The following is a 16,672-nucleotide window of genomic DNA, read 5'->3' as shown; positions in this document are numbered from 1 at the left end:
ATCCTCGAACTTCCTCCTTCGGAAATCCGTCGGAAAACTAACACCAGAAACGGACCACTTTCGCCATGTCACCTCAGCGCGTTCCGATGGCCGTGGACGGCTTGCCGTCATAGTGCCCGGGCGGCGCCTGTTATCGGTACGGGCCTTGAGGCGCGCCAGGCTGGACAGACGTGCAACGCGGGTCCACGCATAGAGCGAGTGCTGGTGGAGGTCCCGACGCTTCGAGACCTCCGCGGCCGGCCGGTCCCGCCCGGTGATGCGCGCCACCGCGTCACCGGGAAATAGTCAATCTTGTTTCGGGGCGATTGCCTGATGCGATCCCAGACCGCGTCATCCGCACAGTCTAGAGGTGTGCTATTCTCCTCAGGCACTGGCGAAGGATTTGACGTTCTTCCTCTGAGAAACTGGACATGAACTCTGTCTCGAAGCGATCAGCTTCCCGGGTAAGATCATTGAACGTGACGAGTCCTGCCTTCGTCAGTGATAGTTCCGCCTTCCGTCGGTCATCCGGACTCCTCGCGCGCTCGAGGTATCGCTTCTCCTGCAGATGCAGAGCGGCGACGGCGCGGCTGACCTTCGTCTTTTGAAGGCGTGCCCGGGTAGAAATCTCTTGCGCCGTCATGGCGCCGTAGCACCCTAGATGGAAGAGCACGCGCCATTCGTTCCGGAGCACCCTGTAGCGAGATTCGTAGCGACCGTGAAACGCAAGGCTTGTCTGCTTTGCCGCCATTACGAGCACACAGGGCATGACGGCTTTCGCATGAAAATCATGTGATTTTGTCATTATCATCATATTTTCGCTTGTTGGTTGCAAACTCAACCAATACCGTCTTGAGAACGGAAAGGAGCCAGCATGAACACGCAAACAAGGATCTCGGGACTTTTGCGCGCTCCCAATACAGGGGGCACAACCGAAGGCTACATGCCCGGCTGGGCCAACGATTTCGAGACTGAAGCGCTGCCCGGCGCCCTGCCGCAGGGCATGAACTCGCCACAACGCTGCGAGTATGGCCTGTACGGTGAGCAGCTTTCGGGCACCGCATTCACAGCCAATCCGCCCGAACGCACCTGGTGCTATCGCATCCGGCCATCGGTCAAGCATTCGCACCGATACCAGCGCATTGATGTGCCGTACTGGAAGTCGGCGCCGAACGTGGTGGACGATGTCACCAGCCTCGGCCAGTACCGCTGGGACCCGGTGCCGCACAGCAATGAGGACCTGTCCTGGCTGACGGGCATGCGCACCATGACCACGGCCGGCGACGTCAACACCCAGGTCGGCATGGCCAGCCACATCTATCTCGTCACCCGGTCCATGGTGGACGAGTATTTCTACTCGGCGGACAGCGAACTTCTTGTGGTTCCCCAGGAAGGCCGGATGCGCTTTGCGACGGAGCTGGGCATCATTGACCTGGAACCCAAGGAAATCGCTGTCATCCCGCGCGGGCTGGTCTACCGGGTCGAAGTTCTCGACGGGCCGTGCCGCGGCTTCGTCTGCGAGAATTACGGTCAGAAGTTCGAGCTGCCGGGGCGTGGCCCGATCGGCGCCAACTGCATGGCCAATCCGCGCGACTTCAAGGCGCCGGTCGCGGCCTTCGAGGACCGGGAAACGGCTTCGGGTCTGACGGTGAAATGGTGCGGTCAGTTCCACCGGACCGAGATCGGGCAAAGTCCGCTCGATGTGGTGGCCTGGCACGGCAACTACGCGCCCTACAAATACGACCTGCGCGCCTATTGCCCGGTCGGTGCGATCCTGTTCGATCACCCCGACCCGTCGATCTTTACCGTGCTGACCGCGCCCTCGGGCTCTCCGGGAACGGCAAATATCGACTTCGTGCTGTTCCGCGAGCGCTGGTTGGTCGCCGAGAACACCTTCCGCCCGCCCTGGTATCACAAGAACATCATGTCCGAGCTGATGGGGAACATCTACGGACAGTACGACGCCAAGCCCCAGGGCTTCGTACCCGGCGGCATGTCGTTGCACAACATGATGCTGCCGCACGGGCCGGACCGCGATGCTTTCGAGGGCGCGTCGCGCGCGAATCTCGGTCCCGACAAGCTCGACAACACGATGTCGTTCATGTTCGAGACCCGGTTCCCGCAGCATCTGACCGAGTTCGCCGGCAAGGAAGCGCCACTGCAGGACAACTACATCGACTGCTGGGAGAGCCTCGAAAAGAAGTTCGACGGTACGCCTGGGCTCAAGTGAGGTTTTTCACCTGCGGGCGATCGACCACGTCCTACGGCGTCCGGATCGCACTTGATCTGAAGGGGATCGCCTACGAGGCGGTCCCGGTCAACGTGGTCGCGGGAGAGCAGGGTGCAGACGACTACCCGGCGCTGAACCCGGGCCGTAGCGTGCCAACGCTGGTACTGGACGTCGGCACGGTCCTTACGCAGTCGATGGCGATCCTCGATTGGCTTGAAGAGACCCAACCCGAAACCGCGCTCCTACCGGACGGGGCTATTGCGTGGGCTAGCGTGCGCGCCGCGGCGTTAGTCAGCGCGACGGACGTTCAACCGGTGAACAACCTGCGCGTCATCTCGCGGCTGGGAACCATGGGCCACGAACATGCCCAGAACGATCGCCGAAAAGGCAATACCCAATTTCCCAAAAGGGGTGGCGAGGCCGCCCATGCCCAATGCGCCGCCCGCAGCGATGGCCATGGCCATAATGAAGGAGGCAGGCAATAGTCAAAACGCCCTTCGGCCAAGTAGGGATGCAAATAGACCCATCATCGTCGTGGCGAGAATATGGTTCGAGCCCGAAAAGGAATGGGCGAGGCCGTCGAGAAAGCCGCTAGTATTGCCGATGCCGGTATGGGCGGACGCGGTCGGATCGGTTAGTGCGAGCGTTACGACGGCCAAGCTCGCTTCTGAAGGTAACCTGTCATCATCCGTCCTCTTGAACGCAGGTTATTGCTTGGTTCGTTGGTTATGAACAAAGGCTGATCCGCGACGATAGTCGCGCTCTCCGAGCCATCTGCGGCCGCTCGCCATCGTCAGCGAACGAGCCTCGGCACATGCCGCTTCGGCGCTGTTGCGGTCTTCGACGTCTGCCAGTTCGAGCACGACGCCTCTTCGGGTGATGCGACAGCGGACCGTGATCCTGGAGCCGGCCTTCTCCCGCGCGGCCGCCTCGACACGCCGAACAAAGTCCAGGTCGTTGGCATCGATGCGGATGCCGGTCTCTATGCGGCTGGCAAGGCAGGGCTGGGCCGGCAGTTCGGCGAGATCGGCAAGTCCGTGCGATCGGGCCAGCAGCCTGACAGTTGCCTTGTCGATGCCGGCTTCCACCAGCGGATGGACGACGCCCCGTTCCTGCGCCGCCTGCAGGCCCGGTCGATAATCTCCGAGGTCGTCGAGATTGGCGCCGGATGCGATGCGCCGGCTCGTTAGTCCCCGGATACGGTCGTAGAGATTGCTCTTGCAGAAGAAGCAGCGGTTGACGGGATTAGCCAGATAGTTGGAGTCGTCGAATTCCCCCGCGCGCGCCAAGGTCAGTCGCCAGCCTTCCTGCTCCGCGTAACGCTCTACCAGCGCGGTTGCCTCGGGCGGCATGGCCCGAGTGGCGCAAGCGGACTGCGCTGGCTCGGGGCGACCTGTTGATGCGCTGGTACGAACTGATCCTGGAGAACGCTGAGGATCTGGCCCGCATCATGACGGCGGAGCAAGGCAAGCCCCTGGTCGAGGCGCGCGGTGAGGTGCAGTTCAGCGCCAGCTTCGTGCGCCGGTTCGCCGAAGAGGGGCGCCGGGTTTATGGCGAGGTGATATCAACGACAGACCAGAACAAGCGTTATCTGGCCATCAAGCAGTCAGTCGGCGTATGTGCGGCGATCACGCCTTGGAACTTCCCGCTGGCGATGATCACGAGGAAGGTTTCCCCTGCCTTGGCGGCGGGCTCGACGGTGGTGGTCAAGCCGGCCGAGCAGACGCCGCTCACCGTCTTGGCGCTGCTCGAACTGGCCCAGCGGGCCGGCTTCCCCGCCGGTGTCTTGAACATCGTCACTGGCGACGAAGCGCACTCGGTTGCCATCGGGAAGACGTTGTGCGCCGGCAAGACCGTCCGCCACCTGTCCTTCACGGGCTCCACGGATGTGGGGCGCATACTCGCGGCGCAATGCGCGCCGACCATCAAGAAGCTTCCGCTGGAGCTGGGCGGCAATGCGCCTTTCCTGGTTTTCGACGATGCGGACCTCGACGCGGCCTTCGAGGGAGCCGTGGCGAGCAAATACCGCAATGCGGGCCAGACCTGCGTATGCACGAACCGAATCTTTGCGCAGGAGGGCATCTACGAAGCCTTCGCAGAGAAGTTGGTGACGAAGGTAAGCGGTCGGGTGGTCGGCGACGGTTTCCAGGAGGGTGTCGTGCAGGGGCCGATGATCGACGCACAGGCGCTAGATAGGCTTGAACGCCACGTCGCCGAAGCGGTTTCGTCGGGCGCCAGGCTCGCGCTGGGCGGCAAGCGAAAGGACGGGCTGTTCTTCGAACCGACGGTGCTGATCGATGCGACCAACGATATGCTATGCGCGCAGGAAGAGATTTTTGGGCCGGCCGTCCCGGTAATCCGCTTCTCCGCCGAGGCAGAAGCGATCGAGATGGCGAACAATACGGATTACGGACTGGCGGCCTATCTCTACACGCGCGATATCTCCCGCAGTCTTCGCGTGTCGGAGCAACTGGAGTACGGCATGGTCGGCATCAATGCCGGGATCATCGGCACGACGGAAACTCCCTTCGGCGGCGTCAAACAAGCGGGGCTCGGCCTTGAAGGTTCCCGCCACGGCATCGATGAATATGTAGAGATAAAGTATCTTTGCATTGGTGGGGTGGAGTGACGAGAGCGGGAACTCGTGGCAACGGACAATCCGGTGGTCATATCCGGTGTCAGCGCGAAAGGCAGATCCTTGCCGCATCCAGCATGGCTGCATGAAGGGTTCGCGTGTCCAGGCATCGCCGACTTTATACAGCGAGAACTTGCCCCCGGAATTGCTGGCGTTTGTATGCCCACGAGCGTCGGTCCATGCACTTAGATCAATCCCGCCGACGACGCTTGCCACGATATCTCAATGCGCATCTGCGAGTGTGGCTGGGGTCGTTCAAGACGCGCCACGAACGGTAGGCCCGAGAGTCTTTCTTGACGACATCAAGTTAGGCCCCGGCCGATCCTTGGCTTTGTAAAAGTGGAAGGCCAGGCGAGCGCTGCGTATTTTAACGGCCAGTAGGCCCAATCGCCCCGAAGCTGTTCTGTGTTGGCACTAGGGTTGGTCTTCGCTGGGCAGCAGTCTGTCTCGCGCATTGATGAGATGAAGTCGTGCGGCATTGCGGGCCTTCTCGGGATCACCTGATACGATTCCCTTGTAAATTCTCACGTGCTCTTCGTTCACGGATTCGGTGAGGCCCGATTGCCTTGCGGAGTTGCCGCGCGCGATCTTGACCGTTTCGACCAGCATGGACGACAGGAACTCCTGAAAGCGAAGCATTACGCGGTTCCTCGACAGGCGAGCGATGAGGCGATGGAAATTGACATCCGCCTCTACCCCGCGTTCGAAGTCGTTCGACGATTTGAGCAAGGCATTAAGCGATTTTTCCAGCGCAACGAGATCTGCCTCGGTACGCCGCGCGGCCGCTAACGCCGCGACTTCGCTTTCCACGCCGATCCTGAGTTCATAGACCTCGCGGATCGGCGTCTTGCTCTCCGGGTCGTCCAATCCCAGCCGGAACGATCGCGCGACCTCATGGGGGTCGGCGACGAAGATGCCGGACCCTTGCCGTGCGACAACAAGCCCGTCGCTTTGCAGCCGGGAGATCGCCTCGCGGATGACCGTGCGACTGACGTTGAATGATTCCGTCAGCTCTTTTTCCGTGGGAAGGCGTGAGCCGGGAGCGGTTCGGCCAGTCTCGATGTCCTTGCGCAAGGAGTCGATGACCTGGTCCGATAGCCGAACCGGGCGAACGATCGGGCGGGCGCGGACTTTTACCGGCGCCGCATGCGTGCCTAGCCGTCGTGCCTTACGACTTTTCCGGGGTTCATCATCCATGTGGGATCGATCGCTTTCTTGATGGTCCGCATAAGCTCGAGTTCGACGGTCGCGTGATGCTGTTCAAGCGAGGCGACTCTGAGCTGCCCGATACCGTGTTCGGCGCTGAAAGTTCCTCCGGCTTCGATCGCAATGCGTTCAACGCGCGAGGTTACGCTTCTTCCGCGAGAATATAACTCCGATAACGCTGTGCCCTTTGGGGGCATAATGTTGACGTGAAGGTTGCCGTCGCCTAGATGGCCGAAAATGTTGATTGTGCAGCCGGGGACGATTTGGACTATTTCCCGGTCAATCTTATCGATGACATCGGGGATTCGTGAAATCGGAACGGCGATATCGTGCTTCAATGCCCCGCCGTTTGCCTTCTCCGCTTCGGAAATTCCTTCGCGCAGAGTCCAAAGCGATAGCCGCTGATCCTCGCTCTGGGCAACGACCATATCGTGAACGATCTCCTCGCTCAGCAAGACTTCCAGAGTGGGTTCCAACCCGGATAGAAGGTCCGCCGAGCCGTCGAGAGAGGCGACTTCCAGCAGGACATAGGCCCTAAAGGATTCCTTGAACGGCGGTTTGGCGTCCGGCACGTGCTCAAGCACCATGCCGAGCCCGTTCGACGTGAAGTATTCGCACGAAATAAGGTCCGATCCGCACAGGTTCTTGACCCGGACGAACGTCTCCAGTGCGAACTCCGCTGATTCCACGGCTGCCAGCATCGTCAGCGTTTTCTTCGGGCGCGGCAGAAGGCGGATCGTGGCTGCCGTGATAATGCCGAACAGCCCCTCCGAGCCGATGAACAACTGCTTCAGGTCGAGCCCGATGTTTTCCTTTCGCAGGCTGCGGAGCCCATTCCAGATCCGACCGTCGGGCAGAACCACTTCCAGGCCGAGAACCTGCTGGCGCATCGACCCGTAGGAGAGTGCCTGAACGCCGCCCGCATTGGTCGCGATCGTCCCGCCGACATGGCAGGAGCCCTCCGCAGCGAGGCTGAGGGGGAACAGCCGGTCGATACTGGCCGCGGCGTCCTGCGCGGTCTGGAGGACGACGCCGCTTTCCATTTCGGCGGTATTGTTGATCGGGTCGACGCTGCGGATCTTGTTCATCCGGCGGACATTGATGATGGCCTGCGGGCGTCCTTCGATGGGCACGGCGCCTGCGACCAGGCCGGTTCTGCCTCCCTGAGGAACAATCGCCACGCTGTGCTCACGGCACAGCTTCACCATGTCCGCCACTTCAGCGGTGGAGCCGGGAAGAAGGACGGCCACGGCGGGCTGGTCGATCAATCCGCGCCAATCGATTTCAAAGGGCCGGCGCTCGTCATCGCCCGCTATGTAAGCCGCTGGGGCGAACGCGCGCGTTAGGGCGTTAATGAACTCACCTGACTCTTGCATTGTTCCTATCTGCCCGGAATTATTGGAAAATCGTTACAATATTTGTATGATAAATTACATATTATGAGTATTGCAATATGATAGGCGGATAACCGGGATCGCGTGTCCAATAATTTTCGGTGGGCGGGGATCGGCATAAGTGGGCGGGCTTGAGTGAGGGGATCAAGCTGACGGTCGGCTAGGCGGTTGCCCGGTTCCTGGCGGCGCAGCGGACGGGGCGGGATGGCGTCGAGCGGCCGTTAATCGGCGGTGCATGCGGCATTTTCGGGCACGGCGAACATGTACACGGGTGCGACCAGCGCTACCGGCGGGCGCCTGCCGGTTCTGCTGCTTACGTCCGATCATTACGGAACCCGCAGGCAGGGTGTTGTCCTTCAGCAGCATAGTCACCGCAGCTCGACCTGTCGGTGGCGGATGGGTTGCGTTCGGTGTCGGTTTTCTTTGGCAAGATCACGCGTCCCGAACAGCTGGTCCCCTCGCTCATGGAGGCGGCGCGCGTGCTGGCGTCCCCGTCGGAAGCGGGCGCCGTGACCCTTTTGAATAGCCCCTAGATCTGTGGACGCCTTCGTCCCTGATTTTGAGGCTAGGAGGCCATGATGGGGACCGGCAATTTCAGCGACCCGTTCAAGCGGGACGCGGTGGCGCGGTGATCCATGTCGCCGTGGCCGACTGCGACATCGCCCTGCCGGGTCGTGGCGACGCCGTCAAGCTCACAGGCAGCGACGATTCCGACACGATTGCCGACTTCTATCTTGGTCTGGGTTGCGGGGGCCTGATGCTCGGTGCCGACGGGACGCCCGTCGCGACCCCGACCCGCAGCGGCGACGTCAGTCCCTGCCGGCGGCACGACGCCACAGGGCAGTCAGGATCGGACCGAAGAAAAATACCGCGGCAAGCAACAGCAGGCCCGCGGCGATCGGCGTTGCAACCAGGGCTGAGGGGTCGAAGTCCGACATCAGGAGAGCCCGCCGCAGGGAGGTCTCCACGATCGGACCGAGCACCAGGCCGAGCACCACCGGGGCCAGCGGATAGCGGCCGGCTTCCATGACCAGGCCGAGCAGCGCGAACACCAGCATGATGGCGGCGGCCGTGGCGTCGCCGTAGGCCAGCGATCCGGCCACCGCGATCGACAGGATGCCCGTGGCCAAGAGCGGGTAGGGCACGTGCGTCATGCGGTTGAACAACCGGATGAAGATGAACGCCATCGCCAGGATCAGCAGGTTGCTCAGCGCGATGCCCGAAAACAGGCCGTAGACCAGCGGACGCTCGTGAATGAACAGGAACGGTCCGGGCTGCAGGTTGTGGACCAGGAACGCCCCCATCAACACCGCCGTGGTGCCGCTGCCGGGAATGCCGAGCGACAGGAGCGGGATCATGGCGCCGACCGTCGCCGCGTTGTTCGCAGATTCGGGCGCGGCGATGCCTTCCAGTTTGCCGGTGCCGAACTGTTCGGGATGTTTCGACAGCCGCACCTCGGTGGTGTAGCTGAGGATCGCGGCAGTTGTGGCGCCGGCGCCGGGCAGGATGCCGACGCCGAGCCCCAGGATCGACGAGCGCAGCACCGTCCATTTCAGCTTGAGGAACTCGGCAAGGCGCAGTCGCGCCGCCGCCTCGCGGATGTCGCCGGGCTTGCCGATCGGTTGGCTGACGAGATCGAGGTCGCGCATCGATATCCGCCGGTAGACCTCCGAAGCCGCGAACAGGCCGATAATTGCGGGAACGAACGGCACGCCGGACAAGAGCGAGGAGACGCCGAAATCGAAACGCTTGCTGCCGGTGATCTCGTCGATCCCCACCGTGGCGATGATCAGGCCGATCAGAGCCGCGATGGCGCCCTTGACCGGATTGCCCGACGTGATCGCGGCGATGCAGCTCAGCCCCAGCATGGCCAGCGCGAAATACTCCGCCGGTCCGAATTTCAAGGCGATCGAGGCCAGGAAAGGCGTGAACGAGAACAGCGCCAGCGATGCCAGCAACCCGCCGATCGCCGAACTGTAGACGGCGGTGGCCAGGGCCTTGCGCGCCTCGCCCCTGCGGGTGAATTCGTGGCCCTCGATCGCCGTCATGATGGCTTCCGAGGAGCCCGGCACGCGGAACAGGATGGCGGTGATCGAGCCGGCGAAGACCCCGGCGACGTAGAGCGCGCTGAAGAAGATCAGCGCCGGGGCCGGGTCCATCGCGTAGGTGATCGGCAACAGCAGCGCCACGCCGGTCGTCGCGTCGAGGCCGGGCAGGGCGCCGAACAGCATTCCCACCGCCACGCCGAGCAGCAGGAAGGGCAACACGTCCGGTGTCAGGACCAGCAGCAGCCCCTGAAGGATTTCCATGGTGCGGTCCTAGTAGAAGATGTGACTAAAGGCGCCGAAAACCCCGCGGCCGCGCGGCAGCGGCGCGTTCATCACGCCGACGAACAGCAGCGCCAGGCCGATCGTCAGGGCCGGCGGCGCAACGAGCAGCACACGCAGTTGCCGCACCCGGAAGACGAAGAACAGCAGGGCGAACTGGAACAGCGGCGTCGCCAGCAGGAAACCCATGCGCGGCAAGATGGCGACATAAGCGGCCGTCGCGCCGACCGCAATCGCCAGGTCGGCCCAGTAGACCGGCAGCGCTTCGCCGCCGCCGGATGTCCGCGACCGTCCGATAACCGAAGAGACGACCTGCGCGGTGCACAGCGCGATCATCATCGCGAGGAGCAGTTTGGGAAAGAAGTCCGGCCCGATCGCCTCGTAGCGTTTCGCGCCGCCGGTGAACCGATCCGCCAGGGTCCAGAGGTAAAGGGAGAGGCCGATCAGCGCGACCGGCAGAGCCAATTCAGTGAACATTGGCGCGCGCGCGCGCGGTTGCTCGTCGGTATCCGCCATAATCGGCCCCTCCCGCTGAATGTGATCAGTTCTTGGAGCCGATCACGCTCTTGTAGGCGTCGTGCTCCTTCGCCAGCGTCGCGCTGAAGTCGGCGGCGCCCTGACGACCCGGATACAGGTTGAGCATCCGGCCGGCCTCAAACTCCTGGTAGGCCGGCGTGTCGGCCGCCGCCATGAAGGCGGCCTCGAGTTGCGAAACGGCGGCTTCGTCGGTGCCGGCCTTGACGGAGACGCCGCGCCACAGCGATGGCGGAACGTCATAGCCCTTGCCGCCGGCGGCCGGGACGTCCGCGTAGGCCTCGAGCGGCGCGTCGGCCAACGCCAGTAGCGGCTTGACCTGTCCGGCCTCGATCATCGGTGCCATCACGCTGACCTCGTCGTAGATTATGTCGAGGCGGCCGCCGATCAGGTCGGCGTGCATGTCGGATGCGTTTTCGTAGGGGATATAGCGATAGCCGACGCCAGCCGAGTCGAGGATGACCGAGACGACGATCTCGTCGAAGCTCGCCGCGCCGGTTCCGCCGACCAGCAGTTCCTTGTCGGCCGAGGCGACGTCGTCCCACGAGCCGATGTCGCCGCCCTCGGCGCCGTAGAGCATGCCGATGTCGACATGGGCGCGCATCACCGGCGCCAGGTCGGTGTGGGATAGGTCAGTCAGGCCGGTGATCTCGTTGGTCAGCTGATCCGGCGTGATGCTGAACAGCGTGCAGCCGTCTGCGTCGCGCGCCAGCACTTCTTCCATCGCGGTGATGGACGAGGCGCCCGGCATGTTGATCACCGTGACCGGCACGCCCAGCGCGTCGCCGACGCCCGGTGCCATGCTGCGGGCGAAAGTGTCGCTGCCGCCGCCGGCACCCCAGCCGACGATCCATTCGACGCCGTCGCACGGATAGTCGGCGGCGTGCCCGGGCAGGGGTGCCGCCATTACCGCGCCGCCTGCCACGATGGCGGCGGCAATCGTTCCTACTCTATGGAACATCGTTCCCTCCAAGCTTGCCATTATCGGTCATTTTCTAGGTTGCCGTACGCGACTTGCGATGCGGCCGGAGCATACTAGCTGGACAAAATTTGTCTGACAAATATTTGCTGTCGACGGTGTGTGGATTTTAGTTCGAGCGACCTTTCGGGGCGGGCAGCAGCCCGGAATCCTCGGCCGCCGTGGTCAGGTGGACGAGCATCGCCGCGCGGGCGCGGTCGGGATCGCGGGCGCGGATCGCGCGGTAGATGGCGATGTGTTCCATGTAGTTCTTGGCCAGCACCGATTCGTCCTGCGAGGCGGGCGGATAGGACAGCTCGACATTGTTGCGCAGGCTGGTCTCGAGCAGCCGCGCGAAATCGGTGAAGTAGCGGTTGCCGGTCGCTTGGGCGATGGCGCGATGGAAAGCGGTGTCGGCCTGGATCGCCGCCTCGCGGTCGGTCAGGGCCGCCTCCATGCTCTGCACGGCGTCTTCTATCGCTTTGATATCGCTATCATTCCAGCGGTCTGCCGCCATCGCGGCGCCAGCCGTCTCTATGACCATGCGAAGTTCGAAGATCTGTGCCTGCTCTTCGCGGCTGTCAGCGGCGTCGGGGGGGATGCGGAACGCGTGGCCGTTGCCCGATCCGACGATGAACAGTCCGGCGCCGCGGCGGCTGACTAGGATGCCGTCGTGCTTCAGCTTCGAGATGGCGTCGCGGACGGTCGCCCGGCTGGCGCCGAACCGGCTGCACAGCTCGCGTTCCGTGGGCAGCCGCTGGCCCTCCGCATAGGCGCCCCCGGCGATTTCCTCACGCAGGGTTCCCGCAATCATGTCCGGCGCCGCCGCACGCTGTCTGTGAGTCACCGAAAACTCGTCCCTTCGCAGATTGTCCCGCCGGATCGGGGGAGTTGTCAGACAACATTTAGCGTGATTATAGTGCGCGCCACGATCATCCGACAAGTCGGACGCCACGCATCACGGAGGGAACATGGCCGGCGACGTGCTACTGGAACGCGACGGGGGCATTGCTATCGTCACCCTCTCGCAGCCTGACAAGCTGAACGCCATGACGACCGCCATGTATGATCGCCTGGGGGCGATCATGGACACGGTTTCCGTCGACGATTCGGTGCGCTGCGTGGTGCTGCGCGGGGCCGGCGAGCGTGCGTTCTGCCCCGGCAGCGACATCACCGAATTCGGCGGCGAGCGGGAAGGCCGCGCGCAGGCGCAAGACTACGCCGGGCGCACCAATGCCGGCGTCTTCAAGGTCGGCGCCTGCCGCCATCCCACAGTCGCCCTGATTCGCGGCGTCTGCGTCGGCGGCGGCATGGAGATCGCCAGCATGTGCGACATCCGCATCTGCGGGCGCAGCAGCCGGTTCGGCATTCCCATCAACAGGCTCGGCCTGACCGTCGACTACGACGAGCTCGGCATGCTGGTCGAGCTGATCGGCCGCCGGCGCACGCTCGAGCTGCTCCTGGAGGGCCGCATCATCGACGCCGGCGAGGCCGAGCGGATCGGACTCGTGACGCGCTGCGTCGCAGACGGCGACGTCGAGGCCGACGCAATGGCGACGGCCGGACGCATCGCCGAAGCCGCGCCGCTGGTCAACCGGTGGCACAAGCGCTTCGTGCGCCGGCTCGCCGAGCCCGGCCCGCTGTCCGAGGCCGAGCTGAACGAAGCGTTCGACTGCTTCGATACCGAGGACTATCGAATCGGCCGCGCCGCCTTCGCCGAAAAGAAGACGCCGCGGTTCGTCGGACGCTGACGCTCCGACACTCCCCAGCAGGGTTCGCAAGGAAAGAAACGGCCATGAAGCCCAATTCCGCCGCCGCGCGCGACATCGCCTACCATCTCCATCCCGCCACCAACGCCCGCCGCCACGAACAGATCGGGCCGATGGTGATCGAGCGCGGGCACGGCATCTACGTGGTCGACGACCAGGGCCAGGAATACATCGAGGGGCTGGCCGGCCTGTGGAGCGTCGCCGTCGGATTTGGCGAGGAACGGCTGGCGCGCGTCGCCGACGCGCAGCTTCGCAAGCTGCCCTATTATCATTCCTTCGCCCACAAATCGCACCCCGCCGTGATCGATCTGTCGGAGCGGCTGGTCGGTATCTCGCCGGAGCGGCTGACGAAGGTGTTCTTCACCAACTCCGGCTCCGAGGCCAACGACACCGCGATCAAACTGATCTGGTACGCCAACAACGCCCGCGGCCGGCCGGAGAAGAAAAAGATCATCTCGCGGCACAGGGCCTATCATGGCATCACCATCGCGGCGGCCAGCCTGACCGGTCTGGCGCCCAACCACCGGCTGTTCGACCTGCCGCTGCCTGGTTTCCTCCATGTCTCCTGTCCGCATCACTACCGCGGCGCCGAACCCGGTGAGAGCCAGGAGGACTTCGCGACCCGCCTTGCCGAAGAACTCGACGAGACGATCGTGCGCGAGGGACCCGACACGGTCGCCGCCTTCATCGGCGAGCCGCTTATGGGGGCAGGCGGCGTCATCGTCCCGCCGCGCACCTACTGGGAGAAGATCCAGGCGGTGCTGCGCAAGCACGATGTCTGGCTTATCGCCGACGAGGTCATCAACGGCTTCGGTCGGACGGGGCGGATGTTCGCCTGCGAGACCTACGGCATCGATCCCGACGTGATGGTGCTGTCGAAGCAGATCACGTCGTCCTACGCGCCGCTGGCCGCGGTGCTGATCAGCGACGAAATCTACGAGGCGGTCGCCGACGGATCCGCCGAGGTGGGCACCTTCGGCCACGGCTTCACCGGCAGCGGCCATCCGGTCGCCACTGCGGTCGGACTGGAAAACCTGAACATCATCGAGGAGCGCGACCTCGTCGGCCATGCCGCCGCGATGAGCGCACCGTTCCTCGACGCCCTGCACGGATTTGCCGACCGGCCGCTGGTCGGCGAGACGCGCGGCGCCGGCCTTATCGGCGCCGTCGAGCTGGTCGCCGACAAGGCCACCAAAGCGGCGTTCGCCCAGCCCGGCGCGACCGGCCTGGCAGTCGCCGAAGCCTGTCACCGCGAGGGTCTGATCATCCGTGCGATCGGCGACGTAATCGCGTTCTGTCCGCCGCTGATCATCGAGGCCGGCGAGATCGCCGACATGTTCGCCCGGTTCGATCGTGCTCTGGCGCAGGTCGAAGCGACCCAGGCGGCAGCGTGAGCCCGGCAATGGACCGGACACTTCATCAGCCGCTGAGCGGCAACGACATGCCGCGCTTCGGCGGCATCGCCACCATGATGCGGCTTCCCCACGTCGACGATGCAACGGGTCTTGACGCCTGCTTCGTCGGCATCCCGCTGGACATCGGCACCGGCAACCGCTCGGGCACGCGCTTCGGCGCCCGCCAGATTCGCACCGAATCGGTGCTGATCCGGCCCTACAACATGGCGACGCGGGCCGCCCCCTTCGATTCGCTGTCGGTCGCCGACGTCGGCGACATTCCGACCAATCCGTACGACCTCAAGGACAGCGTGCGGATCATCGAGACCGTCTATGCCGACCTGCTGGGCAAGGGTGTGCGGCCGCTCGGCATGGGCGGCGACCATACGCTGGTGCTGCCCGTATTGCGCGCGATCCACGGCCGGCACGGCAAGGTGGCGCTGATCCACGTCGACGCCCACGCCGACGTCAACGACACGATGTCGGGCGAGACGATCGCCCACGGCACGCCAATACGGCGCGCCGTCGAGGAGGGCTTGGTCGATCCGGGCCGTAGCGTGCAGATCGGCCTGCGCGGCACCGGCTACGCCGCGGACGATTTCGACTGGCCGCGGCGGCAGGGCTTCCGCGTCGTTCCTGCCGAGGACTGCTGGTATCGCTCGCTTGGCCCCCTGATGGAGGAAGTGCGCAAACGGGTGGGAACCGCTCCGGTCTACATGACCTTCGACATCGATTCGCTCGATCCCGGCTTCGCGCCGGGCACGGGCACGCCGGAGCCCGGCGGCCTGCTGCCGCAGCAGGCGCTTGAGATCATCCGCGGCTGCCGCGGCCTCGATCTGGTCGGTGCCGACCTCGTCGAGGTATCGCCGCCCTACGATCCGTCGGGCAACACCGCGCTGACCGCGGCTAATTTCCTGTTCGAGATGCTGTGCGTCCTGCCGGGCGTGCACTATCGCGACTGATCGTACAATTCAGGAGGCAACTATGGACGACGCGCGCAAGGGGCCGCTGCAAGGTATCGTGGTTCTCGAACTGGCCCATGTCATGGCCGGCCCGACATGCGGCCGGATGCTAGCCGACATGGGCGCCGACGTCATCAAAATCGAGCGGTTGCCCGGCGGCGATGACACCCGCCGCGACCGGGTGACCTCGGATTCTTCGGAAGACGACGATTCGTTCGCCTTCATGATGATGAACCGCAACAAGCGTGGCCTGGCGCTCGATCTGAAGACCGAGTCGGGCAAGGCGGTCTTGCGGCGGCTACTCGAAAAAGCCGACGTGCTAATCGAGAACTACCGCCACGACACTATGGCCAAGCTCGGCTTTCCCTACGAGACGCTGCACGAAACCTATCCGCGGCTGGTCTATTGCGCGGTGTCGGGCTTCGGCCGGACCGGTCCCTACGCGACGCGGGGCGGCTTCGACCTGGTTGCCCAGGGCATGAGCGGCATCATGAGTTTCACCGGCGAAGGCGACGGCCGGCCGCCGGTCAAGATGGGCGCGCCGGTGACCGACATCACCGCCGGCATCCTCGCCGCCATGGGTGTCTGCGCAGCCCTTCACAACCGCAACGCCACCGGCAGGGGGCAGATGGTTGACACCTCGTTGTTTGAGGCAGGCATCACCTTCAGCTACTGGCACTCCGCCATCAGCTTTGCCACCGGCGACAGTCCGGGCGCGCTCGGATCCCGCCATCCGCTCAACGCGCCCTATCAGGCCTACCGGACGGCGGACGGCTGGATCAACATCGGCGGGGCGAACGAATCCAACTGGCGCCGCCTGGTCGCCGCGCTCGACGCCGAGGAGCTTGGAACGGATCCCCGTTTCTATGACAACGGCGCCCGGATGGCCAATGTCGACGCGCTCGAACAGGAGCTCAACGCGCGGCTGTCGCAGCGCACCACCGCCGTGTGGATGGCCGTCCTCGACGCCGCCGGCGTACCCGCCGGACCGATCATGTCGGTCGACGAGATGCACCGCGACGCCCAGACCCTGTCGCGCGGCATGGTGACGGAGTGCGATCACCTGCGGCGCGGCACCGTCAAGACGATCGGCTTTCCGGTGAAGTTCGACGAGACGCCGGCCGGCGTCTGGCGTGCCGCCCCCGTATTCGGCCAGCACAGCCGCGAGGTGCTGAAGGAATACGGCTATGCCGACGCGGAGATCGACGGGTTCGCCGCCGAGGGTGCCATCCAGCCCGGCGCCTGAGCGCGCCGGACCCGCTGCGGCGGTCAACCGGAACCCGC

Annotated in this window: 16 protein-coding genes; 7 read left to right on the top strand and 9 right to left on the bottom strand. The window is 64.2% G+C overall.

What is annotated here, in order from left to right:
• Positions 1–343: 343 nt before the first annotated feature.
• Complete coding sequence (locus ACSF9G_RS06440) at positions 344–730, bottom strand: MarR family winged helix-turn-helix transcriptional regulator (protein ID WP_436639687.1); 387 nt, start codon at positions 728–730, stop codon at positions 344–346.
• 123 nt (positions 731–853) lie between these two features.
• On the opposite strand from ACSF9G_RS06440, the gene hmgA reads away from it, so the two are divergent.
• Together hmgA and ACSF9G_RS06430 are read left to right on the top strand one after the other, a co-directional pair.
• Positions 854–2,209: a homogentisate 1,2-dioxygenase gene (gene hmgA, locus ACSF9G_RS06435; RefSeq protein WP_436639616.1), complete on the top strand. Its 1,356-nt coding sequence runs from the start codon at positions 854–856 to the stop codon at positions 2,207–2,209.
• A complete protein-coding gene (locus ACSF9G_RS06430) occupies positions 2,206–2,694 on the top strand; it encodes a glutathione S-transferase N-terminal domain-containing protein (RefSeq protein ID WP_436639614.1) in 489 nt (162 codons plus the stop codon). Before hmgA ends, ACSF9G_RS06430 begins: the two co-directional genes overlap by 4 nt.
• Here the strand turns inward: ACSF9G_RS06430 and ACSF9G_RS06425 are convergent, their stop codons facing one another.
• Together ACSF9G_RS06425 and larE are read right to left on the bottom strand one after the other, a co-directional pair.
• The gene (locus ACSF9G_RS06425; RefSeq protein WP_436639612.1) at positions 2,695–2,868 is read right to left on the bottom strand and encodes a HupE/UreJ family protein; all 174 of its coding nucleotides are present in this window, start codon (positions 2,866–2,868) and stop codon (positions 2,695–2,697) included.
• A 48-nt stretch (positions 2,869–2,916) separates the two neighbouring features.
• Positions 2,917–3,561, bottom strand: coding sequence for an ATP-dependent sacrificial sulfur transferase LarE (gene larE, locus ACSF9G_RS06420; RefSeq protein ID WP_436639610.1), 645 nt, complete (start codon positions 3,559–3,561; stop codon positions 2,917–2,919).
• Between the two features lie 47 nt (positions 3,562–3,608).
• Between larE and ACSF9G_RS06415 the strand changes: the two genes are divergently transcribed.
• Entirely contained in the window at positions 3,609–4,838 is a 1,230-nt protein-coding gene (locus ACSF9G_RS06415; RefSeq protein ID WP_436639608.1) for an NAD-dependent succinate-semialdehyde dehydrogenase, read from the top strand.
• Positions 4,839–5,258: 420 nt separating this feature from the next.
• On the opposite strand, the gene ACSF9G_RS06410 is transcribed toward ACSF9G_RS06415, so the two are convergent.
• The 6 genes from ACSF9G_RS06410 to ACSF9G_RS06385 form a co-directional block, all read right to left on the bottom strand.
• The gene (locus ACSF9G_RS06410) at positions 5,259–6,041 is read right to left on the bottom strand and encodes a FadR/GntR family transcriptional regulator (RefSeq protein ID WP_436639606.1); all 783 of its coding nucleotides are present in this window, start codon (positions 6,039–6,041) and stop codon (positions 5,259–5,261) included.
• Positions 5,999–7,426, bottom strand: a complete 1,428-nt coding sequence (locus ACSF9G_RS06405; RefSeq protein WP_436639604.1) for an FAD-binding oxidoreductase — start codon at positions 7,424–7,426, stop codon at positions 5,999–6,001. The genes ACSF9G_RS06410 and ACSF9G_RS06405 overlap by 43 nt, the downstream gene beginning before the upstream one ends.
• An 827-nt stretch (positions 7,427–8,253) precedes the next feature.
• Positions 8,254–9,753 (bottom strand): tripartite tricarboxylate transporter permease, encoded by a 1,500-nt coding sequence (locus tag ACSF9G_RS06400; protein WP_436639602.1) that lies wholly within the window; start codon positions 9,751–9,753, stop codon positions 8,254–8,256.
• A gap of 9 nt (positions 9,754–9,762) precedes the next feature.
• Positions 9,763–10,287: a tripartite tricarboxylate transporter TctB family protein gene (locus ACSF9G_RS06395; RefSeq protein WP_436639600.1), complete on the bottom strand. Its 525-nt coding sequence runs from the start codon at positions 10,285–10,287 to the stop codon at positions 9,763–9,765.
• 25 nt (positions 10,288–10,312) lie between these two features.
• Positions 10,313–11,266 carry a tripartite tricarboxylate transporter substrate binding protein gene (locus ACSF9G_RS06390; RefSeq protein ID WP_436639598.1) on the bottom strand — a complete coding sequence of 318 codons (954 nt, stop codon included), beginning with the start codon at positions 11,264–11,266 and terminating at the stop codon, positions 10,313–10,315.
• A 127-nt stretch (positions 11,267–11,393) separates the two neighbouring features.
• The gene (locus tag ACSF9G_RS06385) at positions 11,394–12,077 is read right to left on the bottom strand and encodes a FadR/GntR family transcriptional regulator (RefSeq protein WP_436639596.1); all 684 of its coding nucleotides are present in this window, start codon (positions 12,075–12,077) and stop codon (positions 11,394–11,396) included.
• A 157-nt stretch (positions 12,078–12,234) separates the two neighbouring features.
• Between ACSF9G_RS06385 and ACSF9G_RS06380 the strand changes: the two genes are divergently transcribed.
• Genes ACSF9G_RS06380 through ACSF9G_RS06365 form a run of 4 tightly spaced genes read left to right on the top strand, consistent with a single transcriptional unit; the run spans position 12,235 to position 16,634 of the window.
• Positions 12,235–13,014 (top strand): enoyl-CoA hydratase-related protein, encoded by a 780-nt coding sequence (locus tag ACSF9G_RS06380; protein WP_436639594.1) that lies wholly within the window; start codon positions 12,235–12,237, stop codon positions 13,012–13,014.
• A gap of 44 nt (positions 13,015–13,058) precedes the next feature.
• Positions 13,059–14,426, top strand: a complete 1,368-nt coding sequence (locus tag ACSF9G_RS06375) for an aspartate aminotransferase family protein (protein ID WP_436639592.1) — start codon at positions 13,059–13,061, stop codon at positions 14,424–14,426.
• Between the two features lie 8 nt (positions 14,427–14,434).
• Positions 14,435–15,388: an agmatinase gene (gene speB / locus ACSF9G_RS06370; protein WP_436639590.1), complete on the top strand. Its 954-nt coding sequence runs from the start codon at positions 14,435–14,437 to the stop codon at positions 15,386–15,388.
• A 22-nt stretch (positions 15,389–15,410) separates the two neighbouring features.
• The gene (locus ACSF9G_RS06365) at positions 15,411–16,634 is read left to right on the top strand and encodes a CaiB/BaiF CoA transferase family protein (protein WP_436639588.1); all 1,224 of its coding nucleotides are present in this window, start codon (positions 15,411–15,413) and stop codon (positions 16,632–16,634) included.
• Positions 16,635–16,672 lie beyond the last annotated feature (38 nt).

It is taken from the genome of Microbaculum mangrovi (assembly GCF_051390635.1).
Classification (GTDB): domain Bacteria; phylum Pseudomonadota; class Alphaproteobacteria; order Rhizobiales; family Tepidamorphaceae; genus Microbaculum.
Note: the sequence above shows the minus strand (reverse complement) of the source record. Positions and strands in the feature narration are given on the sequence as shown.

Excerpts from the sequence above, each read along its gene's own strand:
- ACSF9G_RS06440 (WP_436639687.1), bottom strand. The coding sequence starts at position 730 with ATGGCGGCAAAGCAGACAAGCCTTGCGTTTCACGGTCGCTACGAATCT.
- hmgA (WP_436639616.1), top strand. The coding sequence starts at position 854 with ATGAACACGCAAACAAGGATCTCGGGACTTTTGCGCGCTCCCAATACA.
- larE (WP_436639610.1), bottom strand. The coding sequence starts at position 3,561 with ATGCCGCCCGAGGCAACCGCGCTGGTAGAGCGTTACGCGGAGCAGGAA.
- ACSF9G_RS06415 (WP_436639608.1), top strand. The coding sequence starts at position 3,609 with ATGCGCTGGTACGAACTGATCCTGGAGAACGCTGAGGATCTGGCCCGC.
- ACSF9G_RS06410 (WP_436639606.1), bottom strand. The coding sequence starts at position 6,041 with ATGGATGATGAACCCCGGAAAAGTCGTAAGGCACGACGGCTAGGCACG.
- ACSF9G_RS06405 (WP_436639604.1), bottom strand. The coding sequence starts at position 7,426 with ATGCAAGAGTCAGGTGAGTTCATTAACGCCCTAACGCGCGCGTTCGCC.
- ACSF9G_RS06400 (WP_436639602.1), bottom strand. The coding sequence starts at position 9,753 with ATGGAAATCCTTCAGGGGCTGCTGCTGGTCCTGACACCGGACGTGTTG.
- ACSF9G_RS06395 (WP_436639600.1), bottom strand. The coding sequence starts at position 10,287 with ATGGCGGATACCGACGAGCAACCGCGCGCGCGCGCGCCAATGTTCACT.
- ACSF9G_RS06390 (WP_436639598.1), bottom strand. The coding sequence starts at position 11,266 with ATGTTCCATAGAGTAGGAACGATTGCCGCCGCCATCGTGGCAGGCGGC.
- ACSF9G_RS06385 (WP_436639596.1), bottom strand. The coding sequence starts at position 12,077 with ATGATTGCGGGAACCCTGCGTGAGGAAATCGCCGGGGGCGCCTATGCG.
- ACSF9G_RS06380 (WP_436639594.1), top strand. The coding sequence starts at position 12,235 with ATGGCCGGCGACGTGCTACTGGAACGCGACGGGGGCATTGCTATCGTC.
- ACSF9G_RS06375 (WP_436639592.1), top strand. The coding sequence starts at position 13,059 with ATGAAGCCCAATTCCGCCGCCGCGCGCGACATCGCCTACCATCTCCAT.
- speB (WP_436639590.1), top strand. The coding sequence starts at position 14,435 with ATGGACCGGACACTTCATCAGCCGCTGAGCGGCAACGACATGCCGCGC.
- ACSF9G_RS06365 (WP_436639588.1), top strand. The coding sequence starts at position 15,411 with ATGGACGACGCGCGCAAGGGGCCGCTGCAAGGTATCGTGGTTCTCGAA.